The sequence below is a fragment of the Archaeoglobus sp. UBA230 genome (genome assembly GCA_002507545.1).
Classification (GTDB): domain Archaea; phylum Halobacteriota; class Archaeoglobi; order Archaeoglobales; family Archaeoglobaceae; genus Archaeoglobus.
Window position 1 is genome coordinate 83,089 of sequence record DAVR01000022.1, and the last position, 13,256, is coordinate 96,344.

Genomic DNA, 13,256 nt, shown 5'->3' on the forward strand with positions numbered 1-13,256 from the left:
AGGATTTTATGATGTTTTAAAAAGTGATATCGTGACTCAAAAAAGAGAGGGTTTAACGTTAGCTTTGGCAGCACTACTCCTCATAGCAGCATTTATCGAGCTTAGTTATGGTTCCTTATATATCGGTTTGATATTTCTTATATTAATAGTTGTTTTTATATACATACTTACAAGAAAGTCCGAAAGAGACAGAATCAGACCGTCAAAACTTCAGATTTTTGTTGGTGCTACTTTAATTCTCCTTGTAGTTGGATATAACTTATACAAAAATTCCGAAATTCAAACCTTGGACTCTATGGTTCTCCTGCTCGGTTTTTCTTTGATAGTCTCTAATATACCCCGATTTTCAGAGATTGGCAAGTTTTCAGTTTATTTCTCTTTCTTGTTTCTTGTATTTTACTCGATTCTTTTTCTGATACCTGAGAACGTCGGTTTTGATTTGCCCTACTATTACGGCCATTATTTCGTTACGTTACCTGTGGTGGCAACAATGCAAAACATGGGCTACAATCTTAGCAATCCAGATATGCGGCTCATTGAGGTTTGCGGTGTTGAACGAACAGTTTTGAAGATTGACCTTGCATGTTTTGGATGGTACTCGCTGATATTAATAATCAGTCTGGTCATCGCATATTCCGAGACAGTTGAGAAGTTCAGGACGAAAAAGTTGTTGATAGTCCTCGCACTGCTTATTCTTGCATCATATATTGCCAACCTCTTAAGAGTGGCAATTCTCGTTCATCTTACCTACTTTTATGGTGTTAAAACCATGATGACTGTCCATTCTCACCTTGGCTGGATACTTTTTGCCGTTTTTCTTCTTCCCGTAGCATTTTTCTTGCTGAAAAAAAATCAGGTTTCTTGAAATATTCTCATAATAGTAATCCAATAATAGTTAGTATTGTAACAACTATAATAACAATTTTATTAAATAGAAAGTTATAAATACTCTCAAGTATCAATATATTTGGGGATGTGAAATGAAAGTATTGAAGTCGGCAATTCTGTCGATAGTAATTGGAGCGATAGTGGCGATGACCCCCACTCTTGCCGTTGACGTATCCGTTGATGGTGATTTGGGTGATTGGGGTTTATCCCAAATCTTGACAGACGACTGGAGTGATCCAGCAACTTGGATTCCAACAGTGGATGGTATCAGCTTCTTTGTGGAAGATAATCAGGACCCATTAAACGTTGCAGCGATAAACTACAACGCTTCATATACAGGAGTGCACATTTATGGCAATGCAACATGGCAAGCAACCTACCGTGAACCCCTACTCGTTGGGAATAGAGCTGAACCTTATGGTGGTACAGGTGGTAGATTTGGCGAAATGTATGACATAGAGGCAATGTATGTTACTGAGAATGATACTTACATATTCGTGCTGATAATTACCTCAACTGAATCTGCTATAGGAGATTTGGCGCTTGATTTTGGACCTGGTGGAGGATACGGGTATGAGTATGGAGTAAACTTCTATAGGTCTGGAGACACACAGGGAGTTCTTGGGGGAGTTTACATGACACCAACTGACAACGATTGGGCTATACCAAGCCCGTTTCCAGAGAATGCGCCCTATAAGATAAACTTCTCAAGTGTTGATCCTGCGAGTGATCTTTGTGTTGCAGATATCAGCGAAACCGATTTGGGTGTAAATGACTTTGGAAGAACGAACTATGCGTTTGAAGTGGCGATACCCAAGAGTTGTATTGGAAGTCCAGAACTACCAGATAAACCAGCAACTGCGGTGAAGAGATTCTGGATAACCGAATACTGCGGAAACGATTCGGGGCCAAGTATACCTGAGTTCATTTCAATTCTGATACCAGCAGGTATTCTACTTGGTTCGGTGTACTACTTTACAAGGAGAGAAAGATAAGCTCAATTTTTTATTTTTTGAAGTAATATGAAGATAATAGTTGACGTAGGGCATCCGGGACACGTTCATTTTTACAAGAATCCCGTTACAAATTGGGAAAAAAGGGGTCACGAAGTTCTGGTTGTTGCGAGAGACAAAGACCTTACAGTTGATTTGCTAAAATCATTCGGAATTGAGCATACTAAAATTGGCAGGAGTAGAAACGGACTTTTTATGAAAGGATTAGATATGGCTGCAAAAGATATCAAGCTTCTAAAAATTGCAAGAAAGTTCAAGCCAGACGTTTTTACAGGAGTTTTCAGTCCCTATGCATCGCAGGTCGGCTCTTTGATGAATAAGCCATCGGTAATTTTCAATGATACGGAACTTGTAAAATTCAGCAAACTTGTTACTCACTTTGCTTCGGTAATTTGTACGCCAAAGTGTTTTCGTGGAAGAGTGGAGAAAAATATCAGATACAACGGATATCAGGAACTGGCGTATTTACACCCAAGGTATTTTAAACCGGACAAATCGGTTTTGGACGAGCTTGGGATTAATGGGGAAAAATTTATTGTGATAAGGTTAATTTCATGGAGCGCTTATCATGATAGCAAGCTTAAAGGATTAGATCACGAGCGACTATTTGAGACTATAAAACTTTTTGAGAAGGCTGGCAGAGTTTTTATTACCTCAGAGAGAAAGATTAACGGGCACCTAAGAGACTATGCGTTGAATATTTCTCCAGAGAAAATCCATTCAGTTCTTCATTACGCTGACCTTTATTTTGGAGAAGGAGGTACGATGGCTGTCGAGTCAGCCTTACTTGGAACGCCAGCTATTCATGTAGAGTCGGAGGAGAATGGTAAGGCTACTGGAGAGACCAGCGGTAACTTTGTTGAACTCAGGAATGAATATGACCTTCTTTTCTTTTTTGCTGACCACGATACTGCTGTTGAAAAAGCCATTGAATTGCTTGAATCTGATACTACAAAAAGAGAGTGGCAGAAAAAAAGGAATAAGCTGACCAGAGACAAAATTGATGTTACAGAGTGGGTGACAAAATTTGTGGAGAAATATCCAGAAAGCTTTTATGAATTGTCATATTAGATAATTAGGAGATGTATATGTTAGGTTACTCAGCAGCATTCAGAAATTTAATTTTCCCATTGATGGAAAGTTTTCAAGGAACTGAAATAAGAAAACATCTTGCTTGGCTTAAAAAAACACAATGGCTGGATCGTAATGAAATTGAAGAGATACAGAATAAAAAACTACGGGCACTGATTCATCATGCTTACAAAAATGTCCCATATTATCATCGGGTCTTTAAGAGGCTTGGGTTAACTCCCGACGATGTCAGGAGAAAAGAAGAGCTTTCTAAACTACCGGTTTTAGAAAAAGACGATGTCAGGAAAAATCTAAAACATCTTTTAGCGCAAAATATTCCAAAATCCCGAATATTGGGCACCCAATCGAGCGGCTCAACAGGTGAACCGCTTAAATATTATTTGGACAAAACATCATACAGTATAGGTTGGGCGCATACTTTTCGTTGCTGGAGTTGGGCAGGATATAATCTTGGCGACCCGTATGTAAAAATAAGCATGAGTGTTAGAACGTCTTTTAAGAAAAAAGTTCAGGACATCTTAATGAACTGCCACTATATACCTTTCTCAGATGTGAGTTTGGAAACGCTGCCAAATCTGTTGAAAACTATGAAAAAAGGGAAAATAATAAGAGGTTTTGCGTCATCCATCTACATCATTGCAAAGTTGATTGAAGAGGAGAATATCCGTGAAATTCCAGAGCCTGCCGCTATAATGACGACTGGAGACACACTTTTTCCACACTACAGGGAAGTTATAGAATCTGTCTTCGAGTGTGAAGTATTTGATGGCTATGGAGGAGAGAGCACACCTATAGCCTTTGAATGCGAGGAACACTTTAATTATCATCTTTGTGATGAAAGCGTTGTTGTAGAATTTCTTAAGGAGGGTGAGGAGGTAGCCCCAGGAGAACTTGGAAGCATTGTTTTTACAAACTTGGACAACTTTGTCATGCCCTTTATAAGATACAAGATAAACGATGTGGGTGTAAAGGGAGTAGGAGATTGCCCTTGTGGAAGAGGTCTTTCGCTAATGAAATCTGTAGAGGGTAGGAATACAGACATCATTGTAACTCCAAGCGGTAGATTTATTGTTGCACAGTTCTTTGCGAACCTCTTCAAATACATCGAAGGTGTGGAACAGTTTCAGATAATTCAAGAACGAATAGACAAAGTTGAGGTACGAATCGTTATCAATGAGAAGTTCAGGGAGACGGACGAAGATTACATTTCTTCGAGGATAAAAGGTCAGTTGGGAGATGATGTAGAATTGACTATCAAAATTGTAAGTTCAATTCCTCCTACGGAGTCTGGAAAAAGGCGATTTGTAATCTCAAACGTTACTCCATTCTGATGATGGTGAAAATATGGTTAGAAATGACATTTACACACTTTACGGATTGAAGCACTTTGAGGATAAATACAAAACCCTCCCCCCACGCACAATTATAGACAACTCGATAAATATTTTGAACCCGTCTCCCAGGCAGATTTTACCCGATACTCAGTCCAATGTTTTTGATTGTATAGGGAGGGTGCTTTCAGGGCATCTGGAAAAATACTACCACGATAAAGACTTGAGAGAAAAAATTTCCAGAGAACCTTTTGTTGACATGGCAGAGCAGCAGATTTTCGATTTAATTCTGCACGAAAATAGAGGGGGAGCAATAGTTAATCACTCCTTTTGGCCCTATGGGAAAAAGTTTGCGGTGTGTCTTACCCATGATGTTGATGAAGTTAAAAAAACCTACCAGTATCTTACATTTTCACTGAGACATCTGAAGGGGAGAAACTTAAAGGCTTTTAGAAATCAGATTGTCTCTCTTTTTAAGAAATTGGGTGGTGAAGAGCCATTTTGGACTTTTGAGGAAATTATGAAACTTGAAAGAGAGTTGGGAGTAAAATCTACATTTTTCTTCCTCAATGAAACTGCAAAAGTCAATCTTTTCGATTTGAAAACGTGGAGACACTACGGTAGAAGATTTGACATCAGACATGAAAAAATCGCTAATTTGCTGAAAACACTAACTTCTGAAGGATGGGAAGTTGGTCTTCACGGGTCTTTTTTCTCTTTCAGAGATTTGGACAAGTTGGCGAATGAGCTGGCAATTTTGGAGGAAGTAATGAACGGGAAAGTATGCGGTACAAGACAGCATAACCTGAATTTGAACATTCCCGAAACTTGGAGATATCACGAAAAACTTGGTTTATTTTATGATACTACTCTTGGATTTAACAATTGTATTGGATTTAGATGGGGCACAAGCTTCCCCTTCTATCCCTTAGATTCGAAATCAGGTAGAGAACTCAATCTTCTTGAAATACCACTTGTGGTCGAAGATATAGCTCTATTTTCCTACAAAAAACCCTGGCAAGAATTTTTGAAAGTAGCTGAGAGAGTTGAGAGATACGGAGGAATTTTAACTATTCTTTGGCATCATTCTGTGTTCAACGATCTCGAATTTCCAGGATGGAGAGATACTTACAAAAAGATTGTGAGATACTGCCTTAATAGGGATGCATGGGTTGCAACATGTTGTGAAATTGCTAAATGGTGGAAAAAACGGGAAAAATCTAAGGTTGAGGTTAAGTATTTAGACGGCGAAATTGTGATTCAACCACTTCCAAAGGGAGAGTCACATTTTTTGGATATTCACACCACGAACGGAGCAGAATTAGAGGTTAAATCCGGTGCAAAAGTTGTTAGGAGGGATGAGGATAAGGTGACGATTTTCACAACTGGTGAAGAAAAGGTTAGGGTGGTGTTTTAACATGGACATACAGATCGCAGAGAATGAAAAAATATGGAACGAAATCGCGGATACTTCTCCACAGGCAACAGCTTTTCATCAGTATGAGTGGCTCAAACTAATGGAAAAACATACCGGATTTAGGCTCTATCCTTTAATTGCATTCAAAGGGGAGGAGGCGGTGGGCATATTCCCGGTGTTCTTCTATAAAAAATTCTTCGTAAGGTCTACTTTTTCACCACCACCGGGCACAGCGATCTCATATCTCGGTCCAGCCATGGTAGGTAAAGAGAATTTGAGATTATCACAAAGAGAGTATACTACTCTGGAATTCCTGAAATCAGTAGATTGCTTCATAAGTAAAAGTTTAAAAGCTAATTACGTCTACTTCTCCGCTCCTCCTAAAATTGATGACCCAAGAGCTTTTCAATGGCTCGGATATGACGTTAAGCCGGCGTATGGATATATCACAGATTTGAAAAACGGTTTAGAGGCAGTTTTGGAAAAAATAACAACAAAGAAAATCAGAAAGGAGATCAAACGAGCTTTAAGGAAGGGTATTTATGTTAGAGAAGGAGGTAAAAAAGAAATTGAGGCAATCTACAATTTAATGTTAGGAAGATATGAAAATCAGAGTAAACCGGTAACAGTGTCAGAAAAATATTTACTGGAGTTGTTTGACAGATTTAAATTGAAAGTTTTTGTTGCAGAGTATGAGGATGAGATTGTAACCGGAACAGTTTGTGTTAGCTCTAAAGACAGGTTTTTGAGCTGGATAGGTTTTCCAAAGCCGAGAATAAAGCTTTCACCATCACCAAATGATCTTTTGATAGTGGAGGAGATAAAGTATGCATGTGAAAATGGATACGACTACTACGAAATAATGGGGGCAGCGGGTGATAGAAGACTCCACAACTATTATTCAAAATTTAATTTCGATCTTATTGTTCGCTTTTCTGCAAAGAAATCTTCTATGATTCCTACTATTATTGAAGGGGTCTACCCGAGAATGAAAGGCAAGCTTGGCATACATAGGGTGAAAAAATGACGAGAAAATTTCGCGACGTTTATCTTGCCGTTTTGCATTCAATGGCGATGAACATCCCCTTAGGAAGAGTAAAAAGGGCACTCTACAGGTTGAGGGGAACAAAAATTGGTAGAAACGTGGACATTGCCAATGGAGTATTTATTGAGGACTCGTTTCCAGAACTCGTGGAGATTGAGGATGGGGTAGATATAGGGCCAGGAGTGATTATACTTGCCCATGATTCGAGCGCTCACTGCATCAGCCCCAATATCCCAATAATGTTAAAACCCGTGGTAATTAAGCGGAATGCTTACATTGGTGCAGGAGCTTTAATTTTACCAGGTGTTACGGTTGGCGAATTTTCAATCGTTGCAGCTGGTGCTATTGTTACGCGGGATGTCCCTCCGGGTAAAATAGTAGCAGGTGTTCCCGCAAAGGTTATTGGAGACACATCAGAATATTTGAAAAAATTTAAAGGTGTTTGTGATGAGCATACATGTTGAGTCAACGAAAGATTCAGAACTCTGGAATCGGATTGTGGAAAGTTCCCCACAAGGAACAATTTTTCACCTATGGGAATGGTTGAAGATCGTTGAAAAGTATACAGAAACAAAGCTTTATCCGTTGATAGGGTACAAGGGGTCAACTCCCATTGGAATATATCCTTTATTTGCCCAAAAAATAAAATTCATCAAAACATATTTTTCACCACCTCCTAAAGCTCTTTTACTGTATCTCGGGCCAGTGATTGCAAATTATGAGACACTGAAAGAGAGCAAAAAAGTCAGTCTTTTCTACAATTTCCAGAAAGAGGTTGATGAATTTTTATTTTCTGAACTTAATGCAAACTATGTCCGCATAAGAACTTCACCGTATTTTGAATGCAGACCTCTCATTTGGAGCAGGTATGACGTAAAGCCACTTTACACCTACATGATTCGACTTGAAAAAGACCCAGAGGTGTTGTGGAAAAAACTCAACAGAAAAACAAGGGTAAATATTGAGAAAACAAAAAGAGAGGGAGTTATAATTGAAATGGGCGACTACGATGACTTGGCTTACTTAAGGTCTGCTCTTTACAGTAGATTTGAGGAGCAGGGATTTAGACCAACCAAAGATTACTACAAAAGCTATCTTGAAGAACTATTCAAAACCTTTTATCCTGAAAACATGAAAATATTCGTGGCTAAACAAAATGGAGAGAGAATCGGTGGGCTTGTAACTCTTCATTATCGCAAATGGGCTGGTTTATGGATAGGACTCCCAAAAACAAAGTTAACCGGGATTTACCCAAACGACCTTGTCCAGTGGGAGGCAATAAAATGGGCATGTAACGAGGGATACGAAAAGTACGAGTTGATGGATTCAGGAGAGAATCCGAGGTTGGTTGACTACAAATCGAATTTCAACCCAGAACCAGTTCCATGGTTTTCAGCAGTTAAACATTCCTCTCTTGCTTTTAGAATCGTAGAAAGGATGTCCCATATAGTGAGATCAAAAAGGTGGAATGGATGAAAAAGAGCCTTCCATTTTATACTTTATTTTTCATATTTTCTCTTGCAGTAATGAAGTTAAGCGGTGTTATAAGTAAGATTCTTGTTGCAAGGTATATAACTCCCTACGAATACGGGATGATAACCTTAACCACAATATCTCTACCAGCTATGTTTTTTTACTTTACTAACTTTTGTCTGCATGATCTACTATCCAATTCGAAAAAAGGCAGGAATTATTTTGGCTTTGCATTCACCTACTCGCTTGTAGTATCTTTGATTTTCGGATTATTTGTTTTTGTCCTCTATAAACCTTTTTTCAATTTTCTTAATCTGCCACTAAGCAACTGGGGACTATTATATCTGGCTTTTTTCGTTGTTCTTGTTTCTGGAAGCATTCTAAACGTTATTACAGGACTCTTCAGAGGATTAAAGTTGTACTCGTCCACAAGTATTATAGCCTCTCTTCCGGCAATACTCAAGCTTCTTCTACTTATTGCTCTACTGATACTCTTGAAAAACCTTGATTTTACAAGGGCTATTTTGGTGTTCTCTTTTTCGTCTTTAATTACTCTCATGTTTGTGCTCACATTTCACCATAAGACAATATTCGGGAACTTAAAGTTGATAAGGCCAGACCGGGAAATATTGTATTTTGGGTCATCCATCTACCTTTTAGGATTGTTTGGGGGGATGAGTCAGACAATCAGCAAGGTAGTGGTAAGCCACGATCTTGGAGTGGTCTGGCAAGGCTATTTTGATGCGTCACTGACTGTAATATCTGTACTGTCGTTTGCATTTGCATCAATGAGCTTCATATCCATTCCAGAAGCTACAAGTAGTGCCAGTAGGGAGGAACTCTTGTATGAAAGTGGAAGGCTCGGTGATGTTGTTCGAGCACTGTTCGCATTCTTAATATTGGGCATAATGTTACTTTGCATTTATCCTTCACAATTTGTCGAACTTCTATTTGGAAAAGATTACGCAGTTTCATCAAGATTTCTTCCTATCTTGGCTATCGGTTACGTTTTTCTGTATATTCAGCAATTTGTAGCATATTTGAACGTATCTTACCAGAAACCTTCGGAATACAGGTCCCTCGTTATTGCAACAGTAATTTGCCTTTTGTTCCTTGTTGTTTCCGTGCATAATTTCACGATATTGATGGGGATTTTAGGAACCTATTCCGTTCTCACCTCCTTTTATTTCGTTTACTTGTTAGTAACACTAAAACTTTCAAAAGATGTATCTCCAGCTTTAATATTCGTTAAAAAAATTCACAGATTGGCTATTGCGACGGTTATTACTGGAGTGATTGGACACTTTGCACTATTTTCAAATTTTGTCTATGATGTGCTGTTCATATCTACAATTTTCACTCTCCTGATTTTTGCTACTGGCTATCTAAAAATAGATTTGGTGAAAAGCATTTTTTAAACAAATATCTTCACCGTTTTGGACTTGCCTGCCATGATATCAGTGGTGATATACCATTTATTCTTCTCTCTTTTGATTATCTGAGCGTTCTCCACTTTTGGCTCTGAAGGGTGATCAATTCTGAGAGTTACACCGTTTATGGGTTTGTTATTTTTGTTTGTTATGTTTGCTTCAATGACGCCTGAGCTATCATTTATAGATACACTGATAGAGATATTTCTGAGGAGTAACAGATGATCCGCTATTTCATAAGGGTCTGATATGGTCAAACCTCGTCTTTTGGCATAATCCAATATTTTTAGCGCCATTTCTCGGATTTCAGAGCTGTTTAAATAAACGGAATCCCACCGGAACACAACAAGTGAATCGTAATTTGCTGATGAATCTATCACATTAATCATGCCTTTGAAGTCAGGATATGTGCCTTCCTTTTTAATTGTTGGCTTGGACACCGGTACGTGCAATATATTGGTCTCCTTCTCTTTGATATAGGCAGAATGTGGCAGTCTAACACCTTCTCTCCAGTATACGTTGAAGGGTGCTGGGACTTCCTTAGAAAATACGAAAATTGCATCACTCTTTTCAAGTGATTCTACGAGTTTTAAGTCGCATTTCAAATATTTGGGATAATAACCTCTCACCTCTATCCCACCAGGCAACTCTTGAGTTTCAGATGTGTAGATAATGTCCTTGGTTATTCCACTAAGAACGTCCAAATCGCTATTTATGTCTACTACCTCGAAGTAATGTGGAATACTATGTTGTTCAAAATATTTGTGTACATTTTTGACAATAGTTAGCTTATCGTTTGTTATGTTGTTCACATCTCCAAGATAACTGATGAGAATTAGTGGCTTGATTGCGTATGGGAACGGATATATTGACAAGGAATATCGGTCAATGTTCTTTTCTGCAGACTCCTCATCTCCAGTGGATATCCACTGGGAGATAACTATTGACTCAGACGGAGACAGCTCATTTTGGAATGTATCCATTATCTGATTTACCATATAATATCCTGTCACCGATCCGGTGTAGAGTATCTTATTTGGATATGGAGCACTTTGAGTGTATTTAATCAGAATTCCCGTACCATTATGGTGGATAAACATCTCACTGAACTTCGTATCTTCTAACAAGACGTAATCTTCATTTGGATAAAGTTTCCTTTTTTCAACGTTCTCCCCATATTTGATTTTGAACATATCCAAAGGAGAGTAAATTTTGGCAGTGTATCCCACCCTCATCGAACTGTTACTCCAATCATTGGCTACAAAAATCTCTTTCTTAAATGCTCTTTCGAAAAATGTATATTTAACAGATATTGTTGCCATCTTTTGACCGCTTCCTGTTTTTATTGTAGTAGTGTATATTATTTGATTTTTGCCAATTGTAATCTCAGAATATGAGAGTTCATGCAAACCATAAACAACTTCCTTCCGATCTGGACTCAGTAATACTAATTTTAATATATCCGCGAAGCCACCCTCACCCAGATAATTGTTTAATCTCGTGCCTATGTATTGAATCTCAGGAGTTTCTTTACTCAAGCGAATTCTGTAGTAATTAGTGTCAATTAGGAAGCTACCACCAGCATCCTTAATTAGAACCTCATCATCAAAGTTTATTTGAGGGAAAATCTGAGCTATTCTATATTTTGAAGGTATCTGGCGATAAATGGCGAAGAAACTTTTGCTGGAATATATCTTGTCAAGCTGTGTGTTACTATCCACTGATAAATTTGACGGGCTTTGTCCATAAATTCTGAATATTTTGTCTGTAGAAACAAGGTAGTTAATCCCAAAGGAAGCCAGTAAATCCTTAGTGCGATCCTCACTTTGTGATCTGAAATATGTATAGTACTCGTCCTTAGCCAGTCTCGACATTTCTGATCCTGCTGTAACTGACAAAATCTTAACTGGGATTTTATTAGCATAAACTGCAAGTCTTGAACCTAAAGGCCCGATAGCCCCCTCCCCCGAAGTTCCAACACTGGCAAGCCACTTCATTCCATCTATCTCGTGTTTCGAACCACTTATGTCTTGGTGATAGTAAAGATTGCCGACTACTGGTATTGAGGTTATTGAAAGGAAAATAATTAGATACGCTGCGACAGCAAAGCTTGATCTCAGCGTAGATTTCTTCATTTTCGAAAGATACTTTCTAATTGCTACGAACCCTATGGCAGACAAAGGAGGAATTACAAGAAACATATAGAAGAGCTCTCTCAATGCCCTTTCTCCTGCGAAAACCCCAGAGGGCAATGTAATAATCGTGACTGAAATGACTAAGCTTAGAATTAGTATTTTTCTAATTCTCAATACACCTATCACAGCCAAGATAACATTGACCGGGCCAAGCCATAATGGCCAAAAAGCAGGACCATGAGAAATCGCACCTGCGGGCAAAAGTGCCTGGTAAGTTCCGCTACGGGAGTTCCTGATGGCTTTTAAAATGTAATGGTTTATCCAAGTAGTGAGATAGCCTATTAAGAACAAAAATGACATCCAGAAAACAATGAAAGGTACACTGAGACTAACGAGCAGCCGCTCATAAAACATTTCCAAGACTTGTCTCATAGACACAGAACCAATGGACATAAACTCTCCAATTGACAGCAATATCCTCCCTTTGCCTATGTATTGGGAATGGATATGGGGGAAGATATGCATCAATGCAGTGTAGTATAAGAGTGTTAGCAAGGCGAGAAAATACGATTCTTTGTGTAGTTTGCCGGAAATTGCTGCGAAGACAACGAACATGGTCATAGATAGGAAAATTATGAACAGATATGTTCCAGTGTGAGTGATGCAAAGGAAAAAAACGAAGATGTTTATCAGAATGAATCTTCTCGCTACATCCATACTCTCGTTAAGAAGCAGATATAAAATCGCTACATCTACAAACATTGCAAAGATTGAGGTAGAATATCCGAGAACACTCATCACTATGGATGGGATCGAGAGCAGAAATAAAATCGAGAAGATTCTCACTTCTTTACTCTGATTAAAGAGTTCTGAGTATTGATAATAGAGCAAAATTAGGATAGCAAAACACCCGAAAGGTATCAGCAGTGATAACTGTAGCAATTCTACTCCAGTTATTTTCGCCACAATTGAGCCAAACATCCACAGTCCAAAGGGGTAGTCATATCCTATGTATCCATTTTCGAGATTTTTTTCGTAGAACTCGTTCAATGAATTGGTTTTTGCCATTAAATCTGTGTAAATTAGGTGTGTGAAGGCATCGGTGCCGTATGGGAGATCAATATAAACAAGTGTGGGTAAAATGTAGCCAAAAAGTAATACAAAGCAAAGCACGATTATTGGCGTATTTTCACGTTTTTTCACGAAATCTAAATAATTTTTTATCTGATCATTCATCTTGCAAAATTTTGTCTTTACCCATTAATATTGTTTTTCATGTGGAAAAGTTTATCTGTGATGAGGTAGTAAATGAATTATCAGTTTTGATGGATGAAGATAAAATGATAAAACGAGCGATGTTTATACGAGGATTTATTATATTTTTATTTTCATTAACCTTGGTTATCCAATCTGCCTCAGCCCAACCCCAGAT

Annotated in this window: 10 protein-coding genes; 9 read left to right on the forward strand and 1 reads right to left on the reverse strand. The window is 38.4% G+C overall.

Going from position 1 to position 13,256, the window contains the following annotated elements; genetic code table 11:
* Positions 1-31 precede the first annotated feature (31 nt).
* The 9 genes from artC to BP688_RS06035 all read left to right on the forward strand — a co-directional run bounded on the left by artC (position 32) and on the right by BP688_RS06035 (position 9,677).
* Entirely contained in the window at positions 32-865 is an 834-nt protein-coding gene (gene artC / locus BP688_RS05995; protein ID WP_290596749.1) for an archaeosortase C, read from the forward strand.
* 115 nt (positions 866-980) lie between these two features.
* A complete protein-coding gene (locus tag BP688_RS06000; protein WP_290596750.1) occupies positions 981-1,883 on the forward strand; it encodes a hypothetical protein in 903 nt (300 codons plus the stop codon).
* Positions 1,884-1,910: 27 nt separating this feature from the next.
* Entirely contained in the window at positions 1,911-2,972 is a 1,062-nt protein-coding gene (locus BP688_RS06005) for a DUF354 domain-containing protein (RefSeq protein ID WP_290596751.1), read from the forward strand.
* A gap of 11 nt (positions 2,973-2,983) precedes the next feature.
* Positions 2,984-4,324, forward strand: coding sequence for a phenylacetate--CoA ligase family protein (locus BP688_RS06010; RefSeq protein WP_290624559.1), 1,341 nt, complete (start codon positions 2,984-2,986; stop codon positions 4,322-4,324).
* Between the two features lie 13 nt (positions 4,325-4,337).
* Positions 4,338-5,741, forward strand: a complete 1,404-nt coding sequence (locus tag BP688_RS06015) for a polysaccharide deacetylase family protein (protein WP_290596752.1) — start codon at positions 4,338-4,340, stop codon at positions 5,739-5,741.
* 1 nt (position 5,742) lies between these two features.
* Positions 5,743-6,768 carry a GNAT family N-acetyltransferase gene (locus BP688_RS06020; RefSeq protein ID WP_290596753.1) on the forward strand — a complete coding sequence of 342 codons (1,026 nt, stop codon included), beginning with the start codon at positions 5,743-5,745 and terminating at the stop codon, positions 6,766-6,768.
* Positions 6,765-7,250 carry an acyltransferase gene (locus BP688_RS06025; RefSeq protein ID WP_290596754.1) on the forward strand — a complete coding sequence of 162 codons (486 nt, stop codon included), beginning with the start codon at positions 6,765-6,767 and terminating at the stop codon, positions 7,248-7,250. Before BP688_RS06020 ends, BP688_RS06025 begins: the two co-directional genes overlap by 4 nt.
* Positions 7,234-8,262, forward strand: coding sequence for a lipid II:glycine glycyltransferase FemX (locus BP688_RS06030; RefSeq protein WP_290596755.1), 1,029 nt, complete (start codon positions 7,234-7,236; stop codon positions 8,260-8,262). Before BP688_RS06025 ends, BP688_RS06030 begins: the two co-directional genes overlap by 17 nt.
* A complete protein-coding gene (locus BP688_RS06035; RefSeq protein WP_290596756.1) occupies positions 8,259-9,677 on the forward strand; it encodes a lipopolysaccharide biosynthesis protein in 1,419 nt (472 codons plus the stop codon). The genes BP688_RS06030 and BP688_RS06035 overlap by 4 nt, the downstream gene beginning before the upstream one ends.
* On the opposite strand, the gene BP688_RS06040 is transcribed toward BP688_RS06035, so the two are convergent.
* Positions 9,674-13,060, reverse strand: coding sequence for a hypothetical protein (locus tag BP688_RS06040; protein ID WP_290623870.1), 3,387 nt, complete (start codon positions 13,058-13,060; stop codon positions 9,674-9,676). The genes BP688_RS06035 and BP688_RS06040 overlap by 4 nt on opposite strands.
* Positions 13,061-13,256 lie beyond the last annotated feature (196 nt).